Source organism: Streptomyces sp. NBC_01288 (assembly GCF_035982055.1).
Taxonomy (GTDB): domain Bacteria; phylum Actinomycetota; class Actinomycetes; order Streptomycetales; family Streptomycetaceae; genus Streptomyces.
Genome location: NZ_CP108427.1, coordinates 194,055 through 220,231, shown reverse-complemented (window position 1 = coordinate 220,231; position 26,177 = coordinate 194,055). Strand labels below are relative to the sequence as shown.

Sequence of the window (26,177 nt, the reverse complement as noted above, 5' to 3'; positions counted from 1 at the left end):
GGGAGGGGGCGCGGTCAGCCGCAGCAGTGGTCCGGAGCCGAAGGGCTCGGCGTGTGGCAGGAGTTGGGCGCGGGCACGTCCAGCGCCGGGTTGCGGTCGAAGAAGCCGTCCGGCTCCAGCCGCAGCCGGGCCTTGGCCACCGGCATCACCGGCCACTCCTCGGGACGCGGGAAGTGGTGCGAGCCGACCGTGGCCCACAGCACGAGGTCCGTGCCGTCCAACGACCGGTTCTCCTCCTGCCACTTGTGCACGCCGTCCGCGCCCGGCTCGGCCTGGTTCGGGTACTCGCCGCCGACGAACCGCCGGTCCGCGTCGTAGGCCGTGGCCCACAACTGCCGCCCCACGAACGGGGCTCGGCGGGCGCACACACTGTCCTCGCGCACCGGCAGCACCGCCGTGTTCTCCAAGTGCACGCGGTACGCGGTCGGTTCGCCCATCCGGTTGCGGGACTCGGTGCTCTCCACCCGCCAGTGCAGCCCACGGGACGGATCGGTGCGCCGGGCGCCCTCCGACTCGCTGAGGATCGGCCGCAGCACGGTCCGGGCCGCGTTGCCGTACGGGTCGAGGACCGGGTCGGGCTCGTGCTCGGCGGTGACCTCGACCAGCCGGTTGGGGTCACCGTCCACCGCCATGTCGAGGCGGACGCTGAAGAAGTGCTGGTGGTTGGTGACCGCGACGTTCGGCGCGACCCGGCGCGCGTACGGCGTCGCCTCGTCCTCCTCGACGCCGGTCGCGGACAGGATGCCGGTCATCTTGATCTCCAGCATCACCGAACCGTCCTGGTACAGCGACCAGTAGAAGCCGTAGTCGTAGTTGGCCACGGTCGCGAACGCCGAGATGATCAGCCGGCGCGAACGGCGCACCTCCGTACGGCCCGTGCGCCCGTCGTGGTGCTTCCAGAGGATGCCGTCGTCCTCCTCGTGCACACACACGGCGTTGGGGATCAGCCGGGGGACGCCGTCGCCGCCCAACACCGCCGCGTCGAAGTACTGGATGACACCGAGGCAATCGCAGCCCAGAGCAAGGGAGTTGGTGAGTGGACCGGCGCCGTACTCGCCCCAGTCGAAGAAGTTCTTGCGGTACTGGGTGGACGCCGTGTCGAAGTACGGGACGTACATCTCGTTGACGGCCGCACGCCGGATCACCTGCCGACGACCCTTCCCGGCCGCGGCGAAGGCTAGGTCGTGCAGCACGAGCCCCTCACGATGACTGAAGCCCACCCGGACCGACCACCCCTGCCAGTCGATCCGCTGCCCGGTGACGGTGAAACTCGGCCCCTCGGGCTGGACGACCTCCAGCGGCTTCAGCCCCGGCCGCTCGTCCACCGTCCCGGCCGCGAACACGCCCGACTCCTCCGACAGCGGCACCACTCCGTGGTCCTCGATGTGCAGGATCTCCATGGTCTCCATGTCGATGATCGGCACCACGCCCTGCACCGGGCGGGCGTAGCCGTTGTCGTCCTCGGAGGTCCGGTGCCAGACGCTGCCCCAGGTCAGCCGGCGGCCCGCGTACTCGGGCGGCTCGAAGCCGCCGATCGACTCCGGGTCCACCATCACCAACGACACGTCGTGGATCCCGCGCAGCGCGAGTGCCTCGCGGAAACGGGGGTCGGCGCGACAGGCGGCCGCCGCCTGCCTCGCCTCCTCCGAGGAGCAGCCCGGACTGCGTACGTCCAACTCCCGCCAGGCGGTGGTCTGCGGCTTGTCGCCGAGTTCGAGATCGACCTCGAAGGCGTGGCGCACGGAGGTGGAGAACACGACCGCGCGGGCGCGTCGGGCATCCCCAGGGGCCGCGCGGCGGGCGTGGTCCTCGTCCAGCGCCAGACCCCAGAAGCGCGAATCGTCGGGGACCCGGGTGTCGGCTCTCAACACCTTTACGGCCGTGGCCAGTTCGGTGATGGTGAGCGGGTCCAGCGGGTGGGGCGCGTCGGCCGGTGCGGGTTCGGGGGCGAGAGTGCTCACGGGGTGCTTCCTTCCAAGGTGGTTCCGCCGTCGGCGCGGGGATCGGAGGCGCCGTCCAGTCGACCGTCGGCGGACAGTCGTACGGCCTGGGTGTGACCGGCCAGATCGGTACGGCCCGGCGCCACGACGACCGGAACCACCGACGGGAACGCGTCCGTTGGGACGGATCCGGGTTCGGCCAGCAGCGTCGGTGTCTCGTGGCCGATGTCGCGGGCGCCGATCACCCAGCGGGGCCGGTCCAGTACGGCGACCGGATCGGCGGCCGGATCCATCAGATCGGGCACGGTCTGGGCGAGGATCTGCGGCTGCGCCCGACCGCCCTGGCAACCGGCCGCGAGCAGCAACTCGGCGGACCGGCCGAGCACTGGGCACAGGGTGTGCGGGGGCCGCAACCCCGGTCCGATCAGAGCCGGATGGCCGGGCAGCAGGCTGAACGCCGAGCCCCGGTTGTGCAGGACGATGCCGGTCTCCGGTTCGCAGATGCCGGAGCCGAAGGTCTGGTAGACGCTCTGGATCAGGGAGACGGCCAGCCCGGAAGCGTCCACGGCGGTGATCGCGACGGTGTCTCCGGCGGGCCGGAAGGACGGCTCGGGCGCTCGCGCACCGGCGAGCGGAGCCGGGCGCAGCAATCCGTCCAGGTCGACGGGCGAGGGACCGAGCGGGTCGCCGAGCAGCAAGTCCCGTGCTGCCGAGGCGTCTTGGCAGCGAGCCGCCAGCACGCCGGTGCGGTCCGGCTCGGACAGCTTCGCAGCCGACGCGGCGGTTTCCAGGAGGGCCAGCAGACTCGCCCCCTGGCTCGGCGGCGGGGCGGTCCACCAGCGAGTTCCGGCCACGTCCAGCGTCAACGGCTCGACGTTCTCGGCCTGATGGGCCGCGAGATCGCTCGCGGTGAGCGAACTCCCGGCCCGGCGCAGGCCGTTCGCCAACGCCTCGGCGACCGCGCCCCGGTAGAAGGACGACGGATCGTCGGCGAGCGTCCTTAGCACGGCGGCCAGTTGGGGCTGGGGGAGCGGGGCGCCCTCGTCGAGTGGTGTGCCGTCGGGGCCGGTCAGCAGTGCGGTGAGCCCGGGGTCCGCGCTGATCTGCAGGGCCCGTTCACGGACGGCACGCGCCAGACCGGCCGACACGGTGGCCCCGTCCTCGGCCAGTTCGGCGGCATCCCGAAGTGCGTCGGCCAGGGCGCCGGACGTGCCGTGGGCGTCGGCGAGCGCGGCCCAGCCCGCCACCACACCGGGCACGGTCACCGTCTGCGGCCCCTGCGCGGGCATCCGCCGGTCGGCGGCGCGCAACGCGTCGACGTCTACGGCCTGTGCGGCGGCCCCCGCCGAGACCACCGCGCGCACCGAGCCGCCCGGGGCGTGCACGAGGGCGATCAAGTCGCCGCCCAGGGAGCACTGGTGGGGGTAGACGACGGTGAGCGCGGCGGCTGCCGCCAGCGCCGCGTCCACGGCGTTGCCGCCTCGCTCGGCCGCGCGGCGGGCCGCCGTCAGCGCCGCCGGGTGCGGTGCGGCCAGGATCAGCGGGGAGGCGGTTGTCACGCCGCGCTCCTCGGGAGGAGCACGGTGCGGGAGGGTGCGGCTTCGGCGCCCTGGAGGGGTAGGGGGAGGGAGAGCATGTCGTAGACCCCGGCCGGTGCGTGCAGAAGGTCCACGACCTCCAGGATCAACACATCGGCGGCGCACAGGAGTTGGTGGGTCTCCCAGTGGGTGGTGTAGGCGACGGCCTCGATGCTCAGATAGTCGATGCCGGCGGTGCGTACCCCGGCCTCGATGAGCCGTTCCGCTCCGTCGGGGGCGAGTCCGACCCACTCCCGGGCCTTCCACGGGCTGCGCAGGACGCCCTCGGAGTTGCTGGTGCGCAGCAGTACGCGTTCCTCGGTGCCGAGGCCGGCCGCGTCGAGGTCGGCGGCGGTGATCTGCTCCTTGACGTGGGTGAGGTCGAGGACCCGCGCGGTTCCGTTGAGGGCGGTCAGGTCGAGCCGGTCGACCGTCTTGCCGCCGTCGATGAAGTGGGCCGGAGCGTCGATGTGGGTGCCGGTGTGGGCGCCGATGCGCCAGCGGCTGACGTTGGAGGGATCGCCGGCGGTACGGGACTCGACGATCTCCACCTCGGGGCGGCGGCCCCAGTGGAGCATGCCGGGATGGATGGGAACGGACACGTCGATCGCCTTGGCGAAGTCCAGATTCATGCGGCCCTCCTATTGGATGCGGATATCATGGAAGTGGATCCAAAAATGAGCGGCTGTGGACGCCCCCGGCCGCGTGGGAAACTGCTCCACCACCGCGCAGCCCCCGACCGCCCCCGAGAAGGGTTTGACCGACTCCGATGACGCCTCAGACTGACGAGAGTCCCCTCGTCGACGACATCGCGGCCCGCATCCGCGCGCGGATCATGAACGGCGAGCTGGCGATCGGCAAACCGCTGCGCCAGGCGGCGCTGGCCACCGAGTTCGGGGTCAGCCGCACACCGGTGCGCGAGGCGCTGCGCCAACTGCAGAACGGCGGGCTGATCGAGATGCAGCCGAACCGCGGTGCGGTGGTGCGGGTGCCCGCCCCCTGGGAGGTGCGCCAGGCCTACGAGGTCCGGGCCGAGCTGGAGGGAATGGCCGCCCGGCGCGCCGCTTCCCGGATCACGGAACGCGGGCTCGCCGCGCTGCGCGAGCACAACGCCGTGCTCTGCGAGGCGGTGGCACGATCCGAGGGTGAGGTGAGGGACGCGGGCGGACTCACCACCACGGCGGCCAACGACTGTTTCCACACGGTCATCTGCGAAGCGGCCGACAACCCCTGGCTGACCCGGATGATCGACCGGATCAACGAGAGCTTCCCGCGCAACGTCTCCTCGCTCGCCCTCGCCGGCGACGAGCGCCATCGGCACCTGAACATCCGTCAGCACGAAGCGGTGATCGACGCGTTGGCCGCGCACGACGCCGACCGCGCCGACGCGTTGATGCGCGAGCACGTCATCACTTCCGGCGAGCATCTGACGGCCTGGTACGAGCGCCGTTCCCAGACGGTCTTCAACGGCTGAGCGGCGGGCCCGGGGTGGCCCGGCCGGCCGGGAGAGCCGGGACGGCCGGGTGCGGCCCCTCACGGGGTGCCACCGGGAAACAGCCGGGCCGGGGAGAGGAAGTCCAGGTCCGGGCGGGCGATTCCGCACACGAGGTCGGCCAGCGCCTCGCCGATCGCCGGTCCGAACTTGAACCCGTGCCCCGAACACGCCGACGCGACCAACACCTGCGGTGCGCCCGGCACTTCGCCGACGACGAAACGCCGGTCGGCGGTCATCGTGTAGAGGCAGGTCAGGCTTTCGGTCACGGGCCCGGCACCGGGCAGGACCTGGGCCACCGCCTCGGCGAGCAGGGTGAGTTCGTCGTCGGTGGCTAGGGGGCGAGGAGCGTCCGGGTCCCAGGACGGGCCGCTGTCCAGCCCTGCCTTGAGGCCGCGGCCGTCGGTCGCGGGGAACCCGTACAGGAGGCCCTGCGGCAGGTCGACGGAGAAGCTGCCGAGGCCGGAGGGGCCGAGCGGTCCCGCCGGGTCGGTGGCGAAGTAGGCGTTGACGATACGAGTGACCGTCAGATGCTTTGCCAGGGACGGGACTTGGGCCGCCGTCCAGGGGCCGGTGCACAGCACGAGACGCCGCGTGCGCAGGACGGCCTTGCCGGTGCGGACCACGATTTCGTCGCCGTCCGGTTCCCAGCCGAGGACGGGGGTGTGGTCGTGGATGTGGGCGCCCGAGCGTTCGGCCAGGGTCAGTTGGGCGCGCAGGGTCTCCTGTGCGTCGATGATGCCGGCGCGCGGGTCGTGCACGGCCGTGAATCCGGTGGGCAGCCGCAGTCCCGGGAAGATCCGTGCCGCCTCCTCGGCGTCGACCTCACGGCAACCGGGGCCGCGCAGGGGATCGGGGCGGTCTTTCGGTGCCGCGTACAACCCACCGGTGATGTCGAGCAGTTGGGCCTTCGAGGCGCCCTCCAGGTCCGTCCAGGCCCGGTAGGCGGTGTCGACCAGGGCGTCCCAGTCGGGGTGCGGATAGGCGCGGCGGATCATCCGGGTCGCTCCGTGCGAGGAACCCAAGTCGTGGTGCAGGCCGAACTGTTCGAGGCCGACGACGTCGAGTCCGCGCGCGGCCAGGTGACGCAGGGCGGCGCTGCCGTGCACACCGAGACCGACGACGATCGCGTCGTGGCGGTGGTGAGAAGTGTGCTGGACCGATGGGGTCGCCGGTGAGGGTGCGGGTGGTGCGGGATCGACCTCCGGCTCGGCGTTGCCCCGCCGTGTGTCTCCCGCTTCCCGTTGCCCCACGGCCGACGCCGTACCGCGCCCTCGCAGGCAGACGATCTCCCGCACCGCCCCCACCAGCGCGTCCAGATCGTCCTCGTCGTTGTAGACGTGGACGGACGCCCGGACCACCTTGGTCAGCCCCCGGTGGTCCATGTCCCAGCGGCCGTGGCCCGCCGGCACCGCGATCAAGTGGACGCGGCGGTAGGCGAGTTGGCGCTGCACCTCGGAGGCGTCGAGACCGTCGATCACGAAGGTGACGATGGCGCCGCCGGCGGCCGGAGGGTCGGTGACGTGGACGCCCGGCAGTGCGGAGAGGCGGTCGCGGAGTGAGGCGGCGAGGGCGGCCAGGTGGTGGGCGACGGTGTCGACGCCGAGTGTGGCGAGGTCGGTCAGGGCGGCGCCGAGGCCCAGGCGCAACGCGTGGGCGGCTTCCCAGAGTTCGAAGCGTTTGGCGTCCGGGACCAGTTCCCAGCTGCGCTCGGCGGTCCACCTGGCGCCCCGGACATCGGGTGCCTCGGGGGCGAGCCGGTCCAGGAGCGGGCGGCGGACCGCGAGGAGACCCGTGCCGCGTGGGCCGCGCAGGAACTTGCGGCCGGTGCCGATGAGCATGTCGCAGCCGATGGCGGCCATGTCCACCGGCAACTGGCCGAGCGACTGGGTCGCGTCCAGCAGGAAGGGCACCCCATGCGCACCGGCCAACGCGCCTATCGCGGCGGCGGGTTCGACCAGACCCGAGGAGGTCGGGACATGCGCGGCCGTCACCAGCGCGGCCGGTCCTGCCCGCAGTGCTGCCTCCAGGGCCTCCAAGTCCACCGCCCCGTCAGGGCCGTTGGGCAGCAGTTCGACCAGGACGCCGTGGTCGCGTTCGACCGACAGCAGGTGCAGCGCACTGCTGACGTAACTGGAGCGGGCCGCCAACACCCGGTCTCCGGGCCGCAGTCGTAGCGCCGACACGGCTCGCTGCCAGCCGGCTGTCGCGCTCTCGACGAGGGCGACCTCCTCCAGCCGGGCGCCGAGGAGTTCGGCGGTACGCGCGTAGACGGCCTCCAGGGCGGGAGCCGCGTGTTTCGCGGCCTCGTAGCCGCCGGACAGGCTCTCCGCGCGCAGGTGGTCGATGACCGCCTCGACGGTGCCGTTGGCGAGCAGGGCGGCGCCCGCCGAGTTGAAGTGGTGTCCGGTGAACGAGCCCGGCGTTCGGGCGCGTTCGGCCGCGACGTTCAGAGTGCGTGGGGGCGCTGGGTTCGGGGGCGAGGTGGCCGTGCCGGCCGTCACGGGCGCGCTCACAGGGCGATCGTCACGCTCTTGAGCTCGGTGAACCCGTCGACGGCGGCGTCGCCGAGGTCCCTGCCGAGGCCTGACTGCTTCATCCCGCCGAAGGCCACGGCGGGGTCGAACTCGTTGTACGTGTTGACCCACACGGTGCCGGCCTCCAGCGCGGCGGCCGTGCGATGGGCGCGGGCCAGACTGCCGGTCCAGACACCGGCGGCGAGGCCGTACTCGCTGTCGTTGGCCAGCGCGATCGCCTCCTCCTCGCTGTCGAAGGGCATGATCGTGGCGACCGGGCCGAAGATCTCCTCCCGGGCTATTCGCATGTCGGGGGTGACCTCGGTGAACACCGTCGGCGGCACGAACCAGCCCGGGCCGTCCGGCAGTTCACCGCTCACGGCCACCTCGGCGCCCTCGGCGCGCCCGAGTTCGACGTAACCCGTCACGCGGTCGTACTGCTCCTGCGACACCAGCGGGCCGATGTTGACACCGCCCGAGAGCCCCGGACCGATCCGCAGTGCCTCCACCGCCGGCACCAGCCGGTCCAGGAACTCCTTGACGATCGTGCGCTCCACCAGCAGCCTGCTGCCCGCCGTGCACATCTGCCCGGAGTGCCCGAACACCGCGCGCACCGCGTTCGGTACGGCCGCGTCGAGATCGGCGTCGGCGAAGACGATGTTGGGGGACTTGCCGCCCAGTTCGAGCGTGAGGCGCTTCAACGACGGTGCCGCCGCGGCCATGATGTGCCGACCGACCTCGGTGGACCCGGTGAAGGACACCTTGGCGACACCGGGATGCGCGACCAGCTCCGCACCCGTACGCCCGTCGCCCGTAAGGACGTTGACCACGCCCTCGGGCACGCCCGCCTCCAGGCAGAGAGCGGCCAGCCGCAGCGCGGTGAGCGGAGTCTGCTCGGCCGGCTTGACCACGACCGTGCAACCCGCCGCCAGGGCCGGGGCGAGCTTCCAGGCCGCGATCATGAAGGGGAAGTTCCACGGAAGTACGGCGGCCACCACGCCCACCGGTTCGCGGACGCTGTACACATGCCGGTCGGGGCCGGCCGCGTGCACGGTGCCCTCCAGGCGGGTCGGGGTGCCCGCGAAGTGACGGATGGCCTGGAGCCCCAACTCCACATCGCCCCGGGCGCGTTCGATCGCCTTGCCGTTGTCCAGGGTGTCCAGCACCGCCAGTTGCTCGGCGTCGCGCTCCACCAGATCGGCGAGGCGCAGCAGGATGTCACGGCGTTGCCGGGGCGGCAGTCCGCGCCAACGGCGGTCCCGGTGTGCGGTGTTGGCGGCCTCGACCGCCGCCGTCACTTCCGCGGAGCCTGCCTGGGCGACCGTGGTGAGCTGTTCCCGGGTGGCGGGGTCGAGCACCGGGATGCGTTCCGTCGCGGTGCCGGTGGTCCACTCGCCGCCGATGAGCATGGGCTCGCAGTCCGGCAGTCGGGGGATGTCGATACTGGGGTCCACGGTGTTCTCCTTCACGCCTGGCGTCCGGGACGGTGAGTGGGGTCGGGCCACGGCTCGCGTACCGCCGTGGACACCGCCCGGGCTGTGGTCAGGACGCAGCGGTCGAACTCGGCCTCTCCGTGCTTGGAGTTGGCGTCGGTCACGTCCCTGCCCCAGACCCCGGTCTCGCTGACCTGGTCCATGCGGTAGTCCCAGAACGAGTCGACGTCGACGTGCGAGGTGGCCCGTTCCATCCGGACCAGCTCCGGCGCGAGGTGCAGCATCACGGACGTCTCGAAGAAGTTGGCGTGCATCAACGCCCGGCCGTAGGTGACGTGTCCGTCGACCTCGGGCCCCGGGTACATCGTCACGTACCCCAACGCCCGCACTCGCGCGTCCCGATGACGGACCCTCAGTTTCTCCGCCGACACGTCGAGCGCGCCGTTGTTCCAGATGTGCCCGTTGAGCAGGATGAACTGCCGTACTCCGGAGGCGTAGAGCGAGTCGATGACGTCCTCGACCACGGCGATCATGGTCTCCGGCCGCAGCGCCACCGTCCCGGCGAAGTCACCGTGCGACCCGGACACCCCGAAGCTCAGGGGCGGGACGACGGGCACGCCGGTCAGGGCGGAGACGCCCAGTGCGACCGCCTCGCAGATGCGGGTGTCCACGGCGAGGGGGAGATGCGGGCCGTGCTGCTCGGTGGCGCCGACCGGGATGATGACGGCGTCCTGGGCGGCGGCCGTGGACTCCGCCTCCGACCAGGTCAACTCCTCCCACAGCAGCGGCGATCCGGACCCGCCCAACCGCGCGGCGAGTTCGGGGACATCGAGCCCTGTGGGGATCGTTCGTCCGGACGGACCGGTGACGAAGACGGACGACATGGCTCTCCTCTCCTCGGGACCGATGGCGTTCGTCATCGGCGCAGGCTCTTCTCGGGATCGACGGCGTTCACCATCGGCGTCGGCTCTTCTCGGGCAGCAGGTCCAGGGCGCGCAACGGGACCGGCTTGTCCCCGTCGACCGTGGTGACCCACACGGTGGCGTCCGGGCAGTAGTCGCTGATGAGTTCACGGCACACCCCGCACGGCGCGATGATCCGGAACCATCCCGCCGGCTTGATCTGCACCGACACCACCGACGTGATGCTCAGCTCCGCCCCGGCGGGCAGGGCACCCCGGGCGGTGCCCATGGCCACGCCCTCGGCGCAGATCGAACTGCGCCGGCAGGAACCCTCCACATGGACCCCGGTGTGCACGCGGCCGTCCGCGGTACGCAGCGCGGTGGCCACCTCGTGGCGGCCCGACTGCCACACCTTGGCCAGCAAGCGCTGGGCGGTGGCGAGGAGTTCGACGTCGTCCTCGTCCATCGACGCCGGTGCGGACACGGGTCGCACATCCATCGCGCTCATACCGTCAGCCCCAGCAGCCGGGCCATGTTGCCGCCCTCGACCAGCGCCCGGTCCTTCTCGTCCTCGACCGCCTTCGCGATCTTCATGCGCTCCAGGTCGAAGTCCGAGCCGGGCCACTCGCTGCCCATGAGGATCTTCTCCGGCCCGAGCCGTGCGTAGGCGCGCTTGACGTCGCTCATCAGCGTCGCCGACGTCTCCAGGTACACGTGCGGCTGGCGTTCGGCGACGATGATCGCCTCCGGTACGTTCCACACCGCCCCCATGTGCGCGATGATCGTGGGGACTTGGGGGTGGTCCCGGGCGATCTCCTCGATGGCCAGCGGCGCGCAGAACGCGTCGTCCAGAGCGTTGATCAGCACCAGCAGTCCGCGCCGCGCGCACGCCTCGAAGACCGGGTCCAGCAGGCCGTGGTCGGCGACGTGGTAGCCGTGCAGACTCGGGTGCAGCTTCAGCCCGACCAGCCCCGCGTCGGCCATCCGGTCGATCTCGTCGAGCGCGTCGTCGGTCTGCGGCATCACCTGCCCGAAGCCGAAGAACCGGTCCGGGTACGAGGTCACCAGCGAGGCGATGAAGTCGTTCTCGATGCGCTGCGCGAGCGAGCACACCATCGCCATGTCCACCCCGGCCGCGTCCATCCGGTCGAGGATGCGGCGCGGCTCGAAGGGCTTGTACGGCGGCGGGGCCTGGCCCTTGCGGGCGCCGGTGAGGTAGTCGGAACGGCCGCGGACGTCCTGAGTGGTGTTGTACGCGTCGATGATCAAAGCGGTTCGTCCTTACTCGCTACTCGCGACGTGCTGCTCGCTGGAGACCAGGGGCAGATGGCAGCGCACACTGCGGCCCGGCGCGATCTCACGCAGCTCGGGCGCGCTGGTACGGCACCGATCCGTGGCGATCGGGCACCGGGTGCGGAACAGACAGCCCTCGGGCGGATTCGCCGGATCGGGCAACTCGCCCTCCAGCACCTGCTGTTCGCGCGCGTCTCCGGGCCGCAGCACCGGAACGGAGGACAGCAGCGCCCGGCTGTAGGGATGTGCGGGGGCGGCGAAGAAGGCGTCACGGGAGGCGACTTCGATGATCTGGCCGAGGTACATGACCGCGATCCGGTCGGCGATGTGCCGTACGACGCCCAGGTCGTGCGAGATGAACAGCATCGTCAGGCCCCGGTCGCGGACCAGGTCGGAGAGCAGGTTCAGCACCTGCGCCTGGATCGACACGTCCAGCGCGGAGACCGCCTCGTCGGCCACCACGAACTGCGGTGACGAGGCCAACGCCCGTGCGATGCCGATGCGTTGGCGCTGACCGCCGGAGAACTCGTGCGGCCTGCGCACGCCGGCCTCGGCGCCGAGACCGACCAGGTCGAGCAGTTCGGCCACCGCCTTCGCGGCCTCGGCGCGGGTGGCGCCGCGTGACCGGAGCAGGGGTTCGGCGACGATGTCGGCGATCCTGCGGCGCGGGTTCAGCGAACCGAACGGATCCTGGAAGACCATCTGCAACTCGGCGCGCGTGCGGCGCAGTTGGCGTCCGCGCAGCCGGGTGAGGTCGGTGCCGTCGAAGTCGATGCGGCCCGAGGCGGGTTCGATCACGCGCAACAGGGCGTGGCCGAGCGTGGACTTGCCGCACCCCGACTCGCCGACCAGGCCGAGGGTCTCGCCCTGGAGGATGTCGAGGTCGACGTCCCGCAGCGCCCTGACGCGGCCGCCCGCCCGGCCCGGGTACTCGACGCGCAGCTCGCGGGCCTGGATGAGCGCGGCGGTCATGCGATGCCTCCCTGGGAGCGGGCCGTGGCGCGGGCGGGGGAGGGCAGCACACAGGCGTCCAAGTGGCCGTCCTCGCCGTGCCGTTGTCGCAGCACGGGCCGCTCGGAACAGGCGTCGTGGACGAAGGGACACCGGGGCGCGAACGCACAGCCGGACGGCCGGTCCACCCCGGTCAGCGGACTGCCCGCGATGGTCGGCAGCCGTCGTACGACAGGACCGTCGATCGGTGGCACCGAGCCCAACAGGCCCATGGTGTAGGGGTGTTGGGGGTGGAACAGCACCTCCTCGCGCAGCCCCTGCTCCACGATCCGGCCCGCGTACATCACCGCCACCCGGTCGGCTACCTCCGCCACGACGCCCAGGTCGTGGGTGATCAGCAGGACGGAGGTGCCGTGGTCGCGCTGGACCCGCTTGAGTACGGCGAGTACCTGGGCCTGGATGGTGACGTCGAGGGCGGTGGTCGGCTCGTCGGCGATCAACACCGCCGGGTCATTGGCCAGGCCCATGGCGATCATCACGCGTTGGCGCATGCCCCCGGACAGTTGGTGCGGGTAGGCGCGTGCCGTGCGGTCCGGGCCGGCGATGCCTACCTCGCCGAGCAACTCCACGGCCCGGTCCATCGCCTGACCCCGCGTCACATCGCGGTGGGCGCGGATCATCTCGGAGACCTGGGCGCCCGCGCGGTGCAACGGGTTGAGCGCGGCCAGCGCGTCCTGGAAGACGACCGCGATGTCCTTGCCGCGCACACCGCGCAACTCCCGTTCGGAGGCGGCGACGAGGTCACGGCCCTTGAAGGTCGCCTCGCCGCTGATGTGGGTACGCGGACCACGGTTCAGGCCGACCAGGCTCATCGACAGGGCGGACTTCCCGGACCCCGACTCGCCCACCAGCGCGAGGACTTCACCCTGGTGGAGGGTCAGATCCACTCCGTCCACGGCGGGCAGCCGGCCGCCCGCGACGTCGAACTGGACGCGCAGGTCCCGGACTTCGAGCACGGGTGCTGACGTCATGAGGCCTCGCCCACGGCCAGGGCCGCCGTGTGGATCAGGTCGGCCACGCGCTCCGGCCAGACGAGGGTCGTGTAGTGGCTGCCCGGCACGTGTTCGACGGTGGCCTTCATCCGGGCCGACATGTCGTTCTGGATCTCCGGGCGCAGGGTGCGGTCGTCGTCCGCGACCAGGTACCAACTGGGCAGTGTGCGCCAGGCCGGTGAGCCCGTCGGCTGGGTGAAGATGAGGTTGTCCGCCTTGCGTCCCTCCGCCTCCACGACGGCCCGCTGTTCCGGCGAGAGGTCGGGACCTATCTCCGCCCAGAACGCCTCGCTCGTCTCGGACTTCCACTCACCGTTGGGCCCGCGCTGCATGTATTTGGAGATCTCGGCCTCCTCGTACCGCTCGACGATCTCGTTGACCGTCTCGCCCTCGTCCGGCCCGAACGCGGCTATGTAGACAAGCCCTTTGACCCGCGGATCGCGGCCCACGTTGCTGATGACCGCGCCGCCGTAGGAATGTCCGGCCAGTAGCACCGGGCCCGTCGTCTCCTCCAGAACGGCCGCCGTGTTGGCGATGTCGTCCTCCAGGGAGGTCATCGGGTTGGTGACGGTGAACAGCCGGTGGCCGCGGGCTGCCAGCAGGGGCTGGACCGCCGACCAGGTCGTGGGCCGTCCGCCGGCGCCGTGGACCAGCACGATGTCCATGCGGGTCATCCTTTCCGTAGCCGCGGATCGAGGACCGTGTACAACAGGTCCACCGCGTGATTGACCAGGGTGAAGAGGAGCGCGATGGCGAGGGCGGCGCCCTGCACGACGGGGTAGTCGCGTTGCAGGACGCCCTGCACGAGCAGGCGGCCGACACCGGCGTACGAGAAGACCGTCTCGGTGATCACCGAACCGCCCAGCAGGGAGCCGAACTGGAGGCCGAGGACGGTCACGATGGGCAGCCAGGAGTTGCGCAGCACGTGATGGCGGATCACCACGCCCTCGCTCAGGCCCTTCATCCGCGCCGTCCGCACGAAGTCGTCGTCGAGAACCTCCAGCACCGAGGCGCGCACGATGCGGGTGATGAACCCGGCCATCGACAGCGCCAACGTGACGGCGGGCAGGATCAGATGCTGGATCCAGGGCCACACCAACTCGGGGCGGTTCTGCAGAATCGCGTCCAGGAGAACGAAGTTGGTGGTCGGGTTGTAGTCGAGCGAACTGGGCAGCCGGCCGAGGACCGGGAGCCAGCGCAGCCACACGCCGAACACGACGATGCCGAGCACCCCGAGCGCGAACCAGGGCAGCGAGAAGCTCACCGTGGCGACGGCCCGTGTCGACTGGTCGATCCAACTGCCCTTGCGCAGCGCGGCGATGACACCGGTGACGACCCCGAGCAGGACCGCGATCGTCATCGCCGCGAGTGTCAGCTCGATGGTGGCGGGGAGCGCGTCGCCGAGCAGACCCAGGACGCTGTTGGAGCCGTAGAACGAGGTGCCGAGCCGGAGATGCACCAGGTCGTTGAGGAAGCTGCCGTACTGGACGAGGAGCGGGCGGTCGAGGCCGAGTGCCTTGTTGACGCGTGCCTCGTTCACCGCCAGTTGGGACGCGGAGAGGTTGTTGCCGCCGGCCGCGAGCGAGGTCGCCGGTGAGCCGGGGAGCAGGCGCATCGCGAGGAACACCAGGCTGGCCAGCGCGAACAGGACGACGGGGATGGCCGCGAGTCGTCGTAGGACCAACAGGGCTGTTCCCGCTGCCCACTTGGGCCTGCGGGCGGTGAGCAGGGCGGTGGTCACGCCGCCCCCCGTACGTCGAGGGCGTCGCGCAGGTCGTCGCCGACGAAGTTGCAGGCGACGACGAAGAGGAGTGTGAACGTCGCGGGGAGGACGACCAGTCGGGGTGCCGTGTAGAGGAACTCCTGGCCCGCCTGGACCATGTATCCCCAGTCGGGCTGCGGGGGTTGGATGCCCAGGCCGAGGTAGGAGAGGCCTGCCGCGAAACCGGCCGCGATCGAGAGGGTCATGACGACCTGGGCGAGCATCGGGCCCGCGATGTTCGGGAGGAGTTCGCGGGCGAGGATGCGTGGGATGCGGGTGCCGCCCAGTTTGGAGGCGACGACGTAGTCCTTGGCCGCCTCGCGGGCCGTCAGGGCGCGCGCCAGCCGGGCCAGACCGGGTGCGAGGGACACCCCGATGCCGAAGACCAGACTGACCGTGCCCGGACCCGCTGCCGCCACCAGCAGGATGACGAGGAGGATGGACGGGAACGCGAGCGCGAGATCCACGATCCGCATCAGCACCTGCTCCACGGCACCGCCCGCGTACCCGGCGACGAGCCCGATCCCCGTGCCCACGACGGCCGCCAGCGCCGTGGCCGCGAACGCGACCAGCAGCAACGGGCGGGCGCCGTGCACGAGTCGGGCCAGTTCGTCACGGCCCAGGTCGTCCGTGCCGAAGAGATGCCCCGCCGACCCCATCGGCGACAGCGCCGACGAGGTCTGACGCAGCGGGTCCGCCTGGACGAACAGCGGCCCTACGACGGCCACCAGGACCAGCGCGATCAGGACGGCCCAGGACAGCACGGCCGGCCAGGACCGCGCCAGGCGGCGCCGACGCCAGGCGGCGAGGACGGTCCGCCCGGCGAGGGCGGACGGAGAGGGCCGTACCGTCGCCACGGGTGGTGGAGCGGTCGTGGTGTCAGACACTGGCCTTCTCCATGTAACAGCGGTGGTTGGCAAGTGCCGCCGTGTTCATGTGCTTCACGTGCGAGCCGCTGACCACCAGGTTGGCGAAACAGGCCAGCATCGACAGGACCATGTAGTCCTCGGCCCAACGGCGTTGGATCTTCGTGTAGGCAGCCGTGCGCTGCGCACCGAGGGGCAGGTTCTTGGCCGTGTCCAGCTCCGCCTGGAGCGAGGCGGCGTCCTTGAGCGTGTCCATGCCGGTGATCGTCGCGCCGTAGAGACCGGTCGGGCTGGCCATCGCGCCGACCATGTCGTTGGCGTCCGGGACGTAGGTGTTGCGCTCCCAGATCATCAGGTCGTGGTAGTCGTCCTTGCCGTCGAGAAGCCGGGTGAAGTAGGTGGCCGGGTCGACGGAGGTGGTGACCACCTTGAAGCCGACGTCGGTGAGGTTCTGGGCGACGATCTGCGCGGCCTTCGGGTGCCAGGAGTCGCTCGCCGCCATGAGGCGGATACGCCGGCCACCGGCTCCGGCCTCGGCGACGAGTTGCTTCGCCTTGGCCGTGTCCTGGGTGCTGAGGTCGGCGAGGCTGGTGTCGTAGCCGCTCTGCGCGGGCGGGATGGCGTAGCCCCCGGGGAGCGCGCCGACGCCGTAGAAGGCCTGGTCGAGGATGGACTTGCGGTCGATCGCGAGGTTGATGGCCTGGCGGACTTTGAGTTCGGGGACGCGGCGGGCGTCGATCATCAGGATGGCGTTGGCGTTGTACGGCGTCTTGTAGACCGTCACCGAGTCGTCCTTGCGCAGCTGTGCGGCGGCGGAGTACGGGGTGAACTGGGTGGCCGAGATGTCTCCACTGAGCAGCGAACTGACGATCGTCGACGGGTCCTGGACCTGGCGCAGCACCAGCCGGTCGACGGGTGGTCTGCCCAGGCGGAAGCCGTCGAAGGCCGTGAGGGTGATCGACTGACCGGAGGTGGCGGCCGAGAAGGCGAACGGGCCGGTGCCGACGAGGTGCTTGCCGATGTCGGCGCCGTACTTCTTCAGCGCGGCCTTGGAGATGATGCGGCCGCCGATGTCGGAGAGCTGGCCGAGGGTCGTGCGGTCCGGCTTCTTGAGGACCATCTTGACGGTGAGGTCGTCCGGGGCGGTCAGCGAGGCGACGTTCGCGCCGAGGTCGGACAGCGGGCGGGTGGCGCCCTTGGGCAGTGTCGGATCCTTCTCGTTGAACTGCCGTCCCAGGCTTGCCAGTACATCCGCCGAGGTGAACGTGGTGCCGTCGTGGAACTTGACGCCCTCGCGCAGGGCGAACGTGTAGGTGAGCTGGTCGTCGGAGATCGTCCAGCTCTTGGCCAGGTCCGGAGTGGGCTCGTTGGTCTCGAAGGAGATGAAGGTCAGGCCCCGACAGATGCAGTCGACGGCCATCCAGTCGCCCAACGAGGTGTAGAACGACGGGTCGTTGACCGCGCTGGTCGCGTCGATGGCCAGGGTCAGCGTGCCGCCCTTGCTGCTTCCCTTGGCGTCGTCGGCCGCGGCACCACAGGCACTGAGCAGGGCCGGGAGTCCGAAGCCGACTCCCACTCCGAGGAGTCCCGCGCCCCGGAGCATGGTGCGGCGCGACGCCGTCGACGGGGCGGAACCGGGTGAGGACGATCCAGCTGACTGGTCCGGCATGTGGGCCTCCTTGGGTACCGATCCTCAGGTGTTGGATCTCAAAGTGTCAAGATTGGATCCAAAATCATGTTCACGGGCCACAGGCTATCTCTCGTGTCCCGGGTGTTAAAGGCGTGTGAACCGAGTTTGTGGGGGCGGTCCGGACGGGACCGGCTAGGCGCCCGGCACGACCCTGCGGCGCATCAACTCCGGCCAGACCACGGGATCATGACCGGGGATGAGCTCGTAGCCGCGTTCGGCGGCGATGCGCTTGAGCCGGCGGATGGGCTCGACGGTGCTCTCCGGATCGACACCGATCGAGGCGCCGATCGGGCGCTCGTGCTCGATGTTCTCGGTGAGATCGGCGGCGTCGAAGGCGAACACGAAGCCGCCGCCGTCAGCGAGGTCGACGACGAAACTCTGGTGTCCTGGGGTGTGCCCGGCGGTCAGCACGGCGGTCACTCCCGGGGCCAACTCCGCGTCTCCGTCGGCCTGTTGCCAGTCGATGCGCGGGTCGTCGAAGTCGACGCGGAAGATGGAGTTGCGCTCGACTTCCGGTCGACCGGACAGGCCGTAGGAGAGTTCCTCGCGCTGTACGTGCACCGGCACCCGCCCCGCGAAGTGCTTGAGCCCGCCCGCGTGGTCGGCGTGCAGATGACTGACGGCCACCGCGTGGATCGCGTCCATCGGGACGCCGGCCGCGTCGAGGGCCTCCTCCAGGGGCTCGCCCGGACCCGGCAGGATCGGCCGGTAGTTGGGGGAGCCGTAGAAGCGGCGGCGCAGGGCCGGGTCCCGGATCAGCGCGGTGTTGAAGCCGGTGTCGAGCAGCAGCCAGCCGCCGTCGCACTCAAGGAGGACGGCCGGTACGGGTTCACGCAGCCGCTCCTCGTACGGGGCGCCGTGCACGGAGACGGACTTGGGGAGTTCCTCCCAGCCCAGCAGCAGGGGCACGATCCTGCGTACGCCGTGGCGGGTCATGAGGGCTGCGGGTGGGGCGGCTGGCGCATCGGCATGATCCGTTCCGGGAGTGCATCATGGACGCCTGCGGGAGTGGGGAGCTCGCCTGCGCCGGGATCGGCTGTAGGGATCGACTCTGGGGATCCACACTTTAAGTATGTGGATCCAAAAGGCGGTTGCGGGCACGTGAACAAGTTCTCTCCGCCCGCTCAGCCCGTCCTGCCGCGCAGTGTCTCCTTCTTGGCCCGGTTTCCGCACGTGCCCATGGAGCACCAACGGCGGTTTCCGGGGCGGGAGGTGTCCAGGAACAGAGCGCCGCAGGCCGGCCCCGCGCAGTTGCGGAGGCGGGTGAGCGCCGGGGAGGTGACGAGGTCCAGGGTGTCGCGGGCGACGAGGGCGAGGGTGGCCCGGACGGGGTCGTCGGCCCGCCAGGTGAGGCGTCCCGCCGGGTCGAGGCGCGGCACGGGAACGGGGTGCGCGGCGGCCGAGTTGACCTGGTCGCGGGAGTGGGCGTCGGGCGTCCGGCCGGCCCGCGCGGCGGTGATCAGGGCGTGGACGGCCTCCCGCAGATCACGGGCATGCGCCGAATCGGGCTGCCCTGTGGCGTCGGCGCAAGGACCGCACTGCCGCACCCACGCCAACAAGGCCTCGGCGTCCGGGAGTTCCTCCACCACATCGGGAGAGCCGCGGTGGCGCAGGGTGCGGACGAAGTCCAGGCAGGGGCGGCCGGCGCCCTGGCGGAAGCGGGGAGTTGCTGGCACCGGCCCACCCTACCTCCGTAGAACCGGTTTAAGTGGTGCCGTGGGACGGGCTCGCCTGCTACCGTCACTCGAACCAGTCAAACCGGTTCTCGCGTGAGGTGTGTCCGTGCCCCGCTGGGTGATCCTCGTCCTGTCCCTCGCCTGTGGCGTGGCCGTCTCCACCATCTACTTCCCGCAGGCGATCAGCTCGCTCGTCGCCGCCGACCTCGGCGTCTCCACCGGCTCGGCCGCCCTCGTCGTCACGGCGGCCCAGTTCGGGTACGCGGCCGGCATCTTCCTCCTCGTCCCCCTCGGCGACCGGCTCCCGCACCGCCCGCTGATCGTCACCCTGCTCGTGCTCACCGCCGCCGGACTGCTCGCCGCGAGCGCCGCGCCCTCGCTCCCGCTGCTCGTCGCCGCGAGCGCGGTCACCGGCGTGACGACCGTCGTGCCGCAGATCATCATCCCGATGACCGCCGGACTCGTCCCCGCCGAACGCCGCGGAGCCGTCACCGGCACCCTCCTCAGCGGCCTGATCGGCGGCATCCTCCTGGCCCGCACCTTCAGCGGCACCCTCGGAGAGAGGCTCGGCTGGCGGGCGCCCTACATCGTGGCCGCGGTGATCGTCCTGGCCCTGGCCGCGATCCTCTCCCGGGTCGTCCCCGTCACCACGCCGTCCACAAGGCAGAGTTACCCGTCCCTGATAGCCGCGCCGCTGCGCCTCCTGCGCAGCGAACCCGACCTCCGCCGCTCCTGCCTCTACCAGGCCGCCGTCTTCGCCGGCTTCAGCGCCGCCTGGACCACGCTCACCCTCCTCGTCACCGGACCGACGTACGCCATGGGCGCCCAATCGGTGGGCGTCCTCGGACTGGTCGGCGCGGCCAGCATGTTCAGCACCCCGCTCGCCGGCCGCCTCGCCGACCGCAGGGGTCCCGACACGGTCAGCCTCCTCGCCATGCTCGGCACGATCGCGTCGGCGGCGGTGCTCGTACCGGCCTACGGCGGCGGCACCGGCGGCCTGCTGGCCCTGGCCGCGGGCATGCTGCTGCTCGACGTGGCCGTCCAGTCCGGCCAGGTCGCCAACCAGGCCCGCATCTTCGCCCTGCGGCCCGAGGCCCGGGCCCGTATCAACACCGCGTACATGACCTGTGCGTTCCTCGGCGGCAGCGCGGGTTCCTGGCTCGGCGTGCGGACCTACGACCGGTTCGGCTGGCGGGGTGTGACGGGTCTGGTCGCGGCCCTGGCCGTGGTCGCGCTGGCCCGGCACCTGCACCACGTACGCCGTGCACAGCGCGGTGAGAGGCGACCGGACCGGTCAGGATTCGAGAAGCGCGAGTCCACGCGCCGCCCGTAGCGTGACCGCCACGGACGTCACCGCGCATCGATGCCGGAAGCGGACGTACCGCTCGAAGCTTGGTTAGATCGAGCCGGGCGATGACCGCCGAGCGACTGTCGGCGGCCCGGCACAGACGGAGGGAACGCACGATGAGCAAGGCCACGAGGACGGATACGCGGTCGTCCGCGCCGCACGCTGCCGACAGCCACGACCTGATCCGCGTGCACGGGGCGCGCGAGAACAACCTCAAGGACGTCAGCATCGAGATCCCGAAGCGCCGCCTGACGGTGTTCACCGGCGTTTCCGGCTCGGGCAAGAGCTCGCTCGTGTTCGACACGATCGCCGCCGAGTCGCAGCGGCTGATCAACGAGACGTACAGCGCCTTCGTGCAGGGCTTCATGCCGACCCTCGCCCGGCCCGAGGTCGACGTCCTCGACGGGCTGACCACCGCGATCATCGTCGACCAGCAGCGGCTGGGCGCCGACCCCCGCTCCACGGTCGGCACCGCCACCGACGCCAACGCCATGCTGCGCATCCTCTTCAGCCGGCTCGGCAAGCCCTACCTCGGCTCGCCCAAGGCGTTCTCCTTCAACGTCGCCTCGATCAGCGGCGCGGGCGCGGTCACCATGGAACGCGGCGGACAGAAGGTGAAGGAGCGCCGCAGCTTCAGCATCACGGGCGGCATGTGCGCGCGCTGCGAAGGCCGCGGCTCGGTCACCGACCTCGACCTCACCCAGCTCTACGACGACTCCAAGTCCCTTGCGGAAGGCGCCATCACCGTCCCCGGTTACACGGGCGGCGGCTGGAACTCCCGGCTCTACAGCGAGTCCGGCTTCTTCGACCCGGACAAGCCGATCCGCAGGTTCACGAAGAAGGAGTTGCAGGACTTCCTGCACCGCGAGCCGACCCGGATGAAGATCGCGGGCATCAACATGACCTACGAAGGTCTGATCCCGCGCATCCAGAAGTCGATGCTCGCCAAGGACCGCGAGGGCATGCAGCCGCACATCCGGGAGTTCGTCGACCGCGCGGTCACCTTCACCGTCTGCCCCGAGTGCGACGGCACCCGCCTCAACGAGGGCGCCCGCTCCTCGAAGATCAAGGGCGTCAGCATCGCCGACGCCTGCGCGATGCAGATCAGCGATCTGGCGGACTGGGTGCGCGGCCTCGACGAGCCGTCGGTGGCGCCGCTGCTCACGGCGTTGCAGCAGGCCCTGGACTCGTTCGTCGAGATCGGCCTCGGGTATCTGTCGCTGAACCGGCCCGCGGGCACGCTGTCCGGTGGTGAGGCGCAGCGCGTCAAGATGATCCGCCACCTCGGTTCGTCGCTCACCGACGTCACGTACGTCTTCGACGAGCCGACCATCGGCCTGCACCCGCACGACATCCAGCGTATGAACGACCTGCTGCTGCGCCTGCGCGACAAGGGCAACACCGTGCTCGTCGTGGAGCACAAGCCGGAGACCATCGCGATCGCCGACCACATCGTCGACCTCGGCCCCGGCGCCGGTACGGCGGGCGGCACCGTCTGTTTCGAGGGCACCGTCGAGGGACTGCGCACCGGCGGCACCATCACCGGCCGGCACTTCGACGACCGGGCGTCCCTCAAGGAGTCGACACGGAAGCCCACCGGCGTGCTGGAGATCCGGGGCGCCGCGGCGAACAACCTCCAGGACGTCGACGTCGACATCCCGCTCGGGGTGCTCGCCGTCATCACCGGTGTCGCGGGCTCCGGCAAGAGCTCGCTCGTGCACGGGTCGATCCCGGCCGGCGAGAACGTGGTCTCCGTCGACCAGGGCGCCATCCGCGGCTCACGCCGGAGCAACCCGGCGACGTACACCGGACTCCTCGAACCGATCCGCAAGGCCTTCGCCAAGGCCAACGGCGTGAAGCCGGCCCTGTTCAGTGCCAACTCCGAGGGCGCGTGCCCGACGTGCAACGGCGCCGGCGTCATCTACACCGACCTGGCGATGATGGCCGGCGTGGCCACCACCTGCGAGGACTGCGAGGGGAAGCGGTTCGACGCGTCGGTCCTTGAGTACCACTTCGGCGGCCGGGACATCAGCGAGGTGCTCGCCATGTCGGTGACCGAGGCCGAGGAGTTCTTCGCCGCGGGCGAGGCGGCGACACCGGCCGCGCATCGCGTCCTGACCCGGCTCGCCGACGTCGGCCTCGGCTACCTCAGCCTCGGCCAGCCGCTCACCACGCTCTCCGGCGGCGAACGCCAACGCCTCAAGCTGGCCACCCACATGTCCGAGAAGGGCGGCGTCTACGTCCTCGACGAGCCCACCGCCGGCCTCCACCTCGCCGACGTCGAGCAACTGCTCGGCCTGCTCGACCGGTTGGTCGACTCCGGCAAGTCGGTCATCGTCGTGGAACACCACCAGGCGGTCATGGCCCACGCCGACTGGATCATCGACCTCGGCCCCGGCGCCGGCCACGACGGCGGAAAGATCGTCTTCGAGGGAACGCCGGCCGACCTGGTCGAGGCGCGGTCGACGCTCACGGGGGAGCACCTGGCGGCGTACGTCGGCGCCTGAGGGGCCGCGACCGCGGTCAGCGAAGGGCGGTGACCGCCGTGTCGCGCAGGACCTCCTCGGGTGGCGACCGCCGCGTCGCGCAGGACTTCCTCGGCACGGTCCCACGACCAGTCGTTCTCGACCACGAGCGTGCGCCACCCGGTGGGACCGAACCAGCACCGGAGGAGATCGCCGGTCTCCTTCGCCGAGTGGGACGGCGGGGGAGTCAGCGCGTGCGGATGGCTGGCGACGGTGTGCAGCGCGTCCCGGTACGCGGCCGTCGCCCGCTCCCACAGCTCCTCGCCGTCCTCGTGCACGGGCAGCGCCTTGCGGATCGCCTCGTGCACCGCGAACCGCCCCTCGTTGCCCAGCCGCGTTCCGTGGGCCAGCGCCTTGAGGACCGCCTTCGGGGTGCGCAGTTCGAGGCGGCGGCCGGGGCGACGCGGTAGGTCCCGGGACCGCAACCGGCGCCGACGCCCGGAGCGCCGAGCCGGCCGGGGAGGTGCTCGCCAGTGCCGTACCGGTCGGCTTCGACGCGTCGGCGCAGCCCGTCGAGGCGGGTCGCTGCCGGTTGTTCACCGGCGTACGCAGTGATCCGTTCTTCGCCGACGCCGAAGGTGCCCTGCACGGCTTCGTGTGGACGGGAGCCGACGCCTTCGGCGACAAGGACGTGCAGTGCATCGCGCTGGAGGTGCCCGACGACATGCTCGGCCCGGAACCGGTGATCCACCTGTGGGCGACCGTCAGCGTGCGCCGTGACGGCACGCTCGTACAGGTGGACCGCGGCGGGCAGCCGACGATCAACCCGTTCATCAATCCCGACTACGCCAAGGACGCGTACAACGCCGGGCATCCGGCGGACGACGTGGCGACGTACCTGGGGCCGTGGTCGAAGATCCTGGAGGGGAACGGCTATCCGCCCGCCGAGGCGAGCGCGGCGGCCGCCACCGTCCTGCCGGACGTCCTGACCTACGACCGCGGGCGGCCCGCCGTCCATCCCAACAGGCGCGGTCTCACCGACGACGTCTTCATCGCCCGGATGACCTTCCTGACGAACGGAAAGGTCACCTCGGGCGGGGTGATGCCATACGACGACCTGTTGCCCGGGTTCGCCCACCTCGGACCTCCGCACCGGTAGAACTGCTCCACCCGAGCGGGACCGGCCGACAAGGCCGGCCCGCACTGTCACCACCCGGAGGGCCACCATGGACGTTCCCGTCAAGAAGGTCGCTGTCGTCACCGGCGCGTCTCAGGGCATCGGCGCCGGACTGGTCGAGGCGTACCGCAAGCTCGGCCACTCCGTCGTCGCGACCTCACGCGGCATCACCCCCTCCGAGGACCCGGACGTGCTCACCGTCCGGGGCGACATCGCCGATCCGGCCACGGCGGAGCGCGTCGTCACCGCGGCGATCGAGCGGTTCGGCCGGATCGACACCCTCGTCAACAACGCGGGGCTCTACCTCGCCAAGCCGTTCACCGACTACTCCCGGGAGGAGTACGAGGCGGTCGTCGGCGTCAACCTGACCGGGTTCTTCCACATCACCCAGCTCGCCGTCCGGCAGATGCTGCGTCAGGGCACCGGCCACATCGTCCAGATCAGCACCAGCCTCGCCGACCACGCCAACTCCACGATCCCGGCGGTGCTGGCCTCGCTGACCAAGGGCGGGCTCCAGTCCGCCACCAGGGCGCTGGCGATCGAATACGCCTCCCGCGGCATCCGCAGCAACGCGGTCGCGCTGGGCGTCATCAGAACTCCCATGCACCCGGAGACGTCCGCGCCGCTCGCCGCGCTGCACCCGCTCGGACGGATGGGCGAGGTCGGTGACGTCGTCGACGCGATCGTGTTCCTGGAGAACGCGGCCTTCGTCACCGGCGAGATCCTCCACGTCGACGGCGGCCAGAGCGCCGGCCGCTGAACTCCCCACACTGGTGGGCTTTGTGGGCAGTGGTGCCGAAGTATCGATTCGGCTAACACCCATCCAGGTTGTGTATGAATTGTGTGAGTGGCGTGATTGAATCATGCACAACTCGGCCTGGTGGCTTGAACTCGACCGTTCGGTTCCCCGTGTCCTGTGACTTCAGCAGGATGTCCGCGCGCTCGTGCAGGACCGCCCGGCCGAGCCGGTACGAACGTGCGGCAGGGGCGGGAGTGGTCGATCCGCGCGCGCCCCTGCCGTAGCGCACCTTGTGTTCCCGCGCCCCTCCCGACCGGAGGCCCGCGCCCGGCAGGCACCGCAATCGTCCGCGGTCCGCCGGACGGGAGCGTGCGCCACGTCACCGTGCCGGCACACCGCGACTGCGGTGCCGCCTGCCGTCACGCACGTGAAAGGGAACCCTCCATGACCACAGCCGCCGCCGCGACTGTCTCCGACTTCTACTACGGCGCGGTGACCCCGGTCGCCGCCTATCTGATGGCGTGCCTGGGAGCGGCCCTCGGGCTGCGCTGCACGACCCGTTCACTGCGCCGCCCGCAGCACAGAGCCCGTTGGCTGGCGCTCGGCGCCGTCTCCATCGGCTGCGGCATATGGACCATGCACTTCATCGCCATGATCGGCTTCAGCGTCGAGGGCGCGCTCGTCAACTACGACGCCACGAAGACCCTGTTGAGCCTCGTCGTGGCGATCGCCGTGGTCGCCGTAGGAGTGTTCCTCGTCGGTTACCGGGGCGGCTCCCCGCTGAACCTGGGGGTGGCCGGCGCGGTCACCGGGCTCGGTGTCGCGGCCATGCACTACCTCGGGATGGCCGCCATCCACACGAACGGCACCCTCCACTACGACACCGGGACCGTGGCGCTCTCCATCGTGATCGCCATCGCGGCCGCCACCGCGGCGCTGTGGGCGGCGGTCTCCATCCACGCGCTGTGGGCGAGCCTCGGCGCGAGCCTGGTGATGGGCGTCGCCGTGACCGGAATGCACTACACAGGTATGGCCGCGGTCTCCGTCCACCTCACCAACGTGGCCGGGGCCTCGCAGTCCTCGGCCGACCTGGTCGCCTTCCTCCTCGTCATGCTCGCCGGTCCGCTCCTCGTGCTCCTGGTCGCCGCCGTGATCGTCATGTTCGACCCCGACATGATGCTCGGCGAGACCGAGGCGAAGACGTCGGCGCCCGAGCCGGCACCGCTGTTCGGCGGCGACTCCGTGTTCCCGACGAGGGAGCCGTCGCAGACCCGCACCTCCTGGTGACCTGAGGACCC

The 26,177-nt window shown here is 70.9% G+C and carries 23 protein-coding genes; 7 read left to right on the top strand and 16 right to left on the bottom strand.

All coding sequences use genetic code 11. The features are described from left to right. Nucleotides 1–14: 14 nt before the first annotated feature. The 3 genes from OG194_RS01090 to OG194_RS01080 are packed head-to-tail and all read right to left on the bottom strand — an operon-like array spanning nucleotide 15 to nucleotide 4,149. Nucleotides 15–1,961, bottom strand: coding sequence for a primary-amine oxidase (locus OG194_RS01090; protein WP_327398876.1), 1,947 nt, complete (start codon nucleotides 1,959–1,961; stop codon nucleotides 15–17). Continuing rightward, on the bottom strand, nucleotides 1,958–3,499 hold the full coding sequence (locus OG194_RS01085) for a gamma-glutamyltransferase (protein WP_327398875.1): 1,542 nt from the start codon (nucleotides 3,497–3,499) through the stop codon (nucleotides 1,958–1,960). The genes OG194_RS01090 and OG194_RS01085 overlap by 4 nt, the downstream gene beginning before the upstream one ends. Then, entirely contained in the window at nucleotides 3,496–4,149 is a 654-nt protein-coding gene (locus OG194_RS01080; protein ID WP_327398874.1) for a cyclase family protein, read from the bottom strand. Before OG194_RS01080 ends, OG194_RS01085 begins: the two co-directional genes overlap by 4 nt. Nucleotides 4,150–4,286: 137 nt before the next feature. On the opposite strand from OG194_RS01080, the gene OG194_RS01075 reads away from it, so the two are divergent. Beyond that, complete coding sequence (locus OG194_RS01075) at nucleotides 4,287–4,991, top strand: GntR family transcriptional regulator (RefSeq protein ID WP_327398873.1); 705 nt, start codon at nucleotides 4,287–4,289, stop codon at nucleotides 4,989–4,991. 59 nt (nucleotides 4,992–5,050) lie between these two features. Here OG194_RS01075 and solA read toward each other — a convergent pair whose 3' ends face one another. The 13 genes from solA to OG194_RS01010 all read right to left on the bottom strand — a co-directional run bounded on the left by solA (nucleotide 5,051) and on the right by OG194_RS01010 (nucleotide 19,150). After that, nucleotides 5,051–7,525, bottom strand: coding sequence for an N-methyl-L-tryptophan oxidase (gene solA / locus OG194_RS01070; protein WP_327398872.1), 2,475 nt, complete (start codon nucleotides 7,523–7,525; stop codon nucleotides 5,051–5,053). Beyond that, nucleotides 7,522–8,979 carry an aldehyde dehydrogenase family protein gene (locus OG194_RS01065; RefSeq protein WP_327398871.1) on the bottom strand — a complete coding sequence of 486 codons (1,458 nt, stop codon included), beginning with the start codon at nucleotides 8,977–8,979 and terminating at the stop codon, nucleotides 7,522–7,524. Before OG194_RS01065 ends, solA begins: the two co-directional genes overlap by 4 nt. A gap of 11 nt (nucleotides 8,980–8,990) precedes the next feature. Beyond that, nucleotides 8,991–9,878 (bottom strand): creatininase family protein, encoded by an 888-nt coding sequence (locus OG194_RS01060; protein WP_327398870.1) that lies wholly within the window; start codon nucleotides 9,876–9,878, stop codon nucleotides 8,991–8,993. A 31-nt stretch (nucleotides 9,879–9,909) separates the two neighbouring features. Next, on the bottom strand, nucleotides 9,910–10,344 hold the full coding sequence (locus OG194_RS01055) for a cytidine deaminase (protein WP_327398869.1): 435 nt from the start codon (nucleotides 10,342–10,344) through the stop codon (nucleotides 9,910–9,912). Nucleotides 10,345–10,364: 20 nt separating this feature from the next. After that, nucleotides 10,365–11,129, bottom strand: a complete 765-nt coding sequence (locus tag OG194_RS01050; RefSeq protein ID WP_327398868.1) for an amidohydrolase family protein — start codon at nucleotides 11,127–11,129, stop codon at nucleotides 10,365–10,367. A gap of 12 nt (nucleotides 11,130–11,141) precedes the next feature. Next, a complete protein-coding gene (locus OG194_RS01045) occupies nucleotides 11,142–12,125 on the bottom strand; it encodes an ABC transporter ATP-binding protein (protein WP_327398867.1) in 984 nt (327 codons plus the stop codon). Then, a complete protein-coding gene (locus OG194_RS01040; RefSeq protein ID WP_327398866.1) occupies nucleotides 12,122–13,135 on the bottom strand; it encodes an ABC transporter ATP-binding protein in 1,014 nt (337 codons plus the stop codon). The genes OG194_RS01045 and OG194_RS01040 overlap by 4 nt, the downstream gene beginning before the upstream one ends. After that, nucleotides 13,132–13,821 carry an alpha/beta hydrolase gene (locus OG194_RS01035; protein WP_327398865.1) on the bottom strand — a complete coding sequence of 230 codons (690 nt, stop codon included), beginning with the start codon at nucleotides 13,819–13,821 and terminating at the stop codon, nucleotides 13,132–13,134. The genes OG194_RS01040 and OG194_RS01035 overlap by 4 nt, the downstream gene beginning before the upstream one ends. Nucleotides 13,822–13,826: 5 nt before the next feature. After that, nucleotides 13,827–14,897 carry an ABC transporter permease gene (locus OG194_RS01030; protein WP_327398864.1) on the bottom strand — a complete coding sequence of 357 codons (1,071 nt, stop codon included), beginning with the start codon at nucleotides 14,895–14,897 and terminating at the stop codon, nucleotides 13,827–13,829. Further along, nucleotides 14,894–15,805, bottom strand: a complete 912-nt coding sequence (locus tag OG194_RS01025; protein ID WP_327398863.1) for an ABC transporter permease — start codon at nucleotides 15,803–15,805, stop codon at nucleotides 14,894–14,896. The genes OG194_RS01030 and OG194_RS01025 overlap by 4 nt, the downstream gene beginning before the upstream one ends. Beyond that, nucleotides 15,798–17,453, bottom strand: a complete 1,656-nt coding sequence (locus tag OG194_RS01020) for an ABC transporter substrate-binding protein (protein ID WP_327398862.1) — start codon at nucleotides 17,451–17,453, stop codon at nucleotides 15,798–15,800. The genes OG194_RS01025 and OG194_RS01020 overlap by 8 nt, the downstream gene beginning before the upstream one ends. 153 nt (nucleotides 17,454–17,606) lie before the next feature. Continuing rightward, complete coding sequence (locus tag OG194_RS01015) at nucleotides 17,607–18,410, bottom strand: N-acyl homoserine lactonase family protein (protein WP_327398861.1); 804 nt, start codon at nucleotides 18,408–18,410, stop codon at nucleotides 17,607–17,609. Nucleotides 18,411–18,598: 188 nt separating this feature from the next. Further along, a complete protein-coding gene (locus OG194_RS01010) occupies nucleotides 18,599–19,150 on the bottom strand; it encodes a CGNR zinc finger domain-containing protein (RefSeq protein ID WP_327398860.1) in 552 nt (183 codons plus the stop codon). Nucleotides 19,151–19,250: 100 nt separating this feature from the next. Between OG194_RS01010 and OG194_RS01005 the strand changes: the two genes are divergently transcribed. The 6 genes from OG194_RS01005 to OG194_RS00980 all read left to right on the top strand — a co-directional run bounded on the left by OG194_RS01005 (nucleotide 19,251) and on the right by OG194_RS00980 (nucleotide 26,166). Further along, entirely contained in the window at nucleotides 19,251–20,483 is a 1,233-nt protein-coding gene (locus OG194_RS01005; RefSeq protein WP_327398859.1) for an MFS transporter, read from the top strand. A gap of 131 nt (nucleotides 20,484–20,614) precedes the next feature. Then, the gene (locus OG194_RS01000; RefSeq protein ID WP_327398858.1) at nucleotides 20,615–23,005 is read left to right on the top strand and encodes an excinuclease ABC subunit UvrA; all 2,391 of its coding nucleotides are present in this window, start codon (nucleotides 20,615–20,617) and stop codon (nucleotides 23,003–23,005) included. Between the two features lie 218 nt (nucleotides 23,006–23,223). Further along, complete coding sequence (locus OG194_RS00995) at nucleotides 23,224–23,433, top strand: hypothetical protein (protein ID WP_327398857.1); 210 nt, start codon at nucleotides 23,224–23,226, stop codon at nucleotides 23,431–23,433. Nucleotides 23,434–23,486: 53 nt separating this feature from the next. After that, nucleotides 23,487–24,122 (top strand): DUF4331 family protein, encoded by a 636-nt coding sequence (locus OG194_RS00990; protein ID WP_327398856.1) that lies wholly within the window; start codon nucleotides 23,487–23,489, stop codon nucleotides 24,120–24,122. Nucleotides 24,123–24,189: 67 nt separating this feature from the next. Then, nucleotides 24,190–24,900 carry an SDR family NAD(P)-dependent oxidoreductase gene (locus OG194_RS00985; RefSeq protein WP_327398855.1) on the top strand — a complete coding sequence of 237 codons (711 nt, stop codon included), beginning with the start codon at nucleotides 24,190–24,192 and terminating at the stop codon, nucleotides 24,898–24,900. Between the two features lie 423 nt (nucleotides 24,901–25,323). Then, the gene (locus OG194_RS00980; protein WP_327398854.1) at nucleotides 25,324–26,166 is read left to right on the top strand and encodes an MHYT domain-containing protein; all 843 of its coding nucleotides are present in this window, start codon (nucleotides 25,324–25,326) and stop codon (nucleotides 26,164–26,166) included. Nucleotides 26,167–26,177 lie beyond the last annotated feature (11 nt).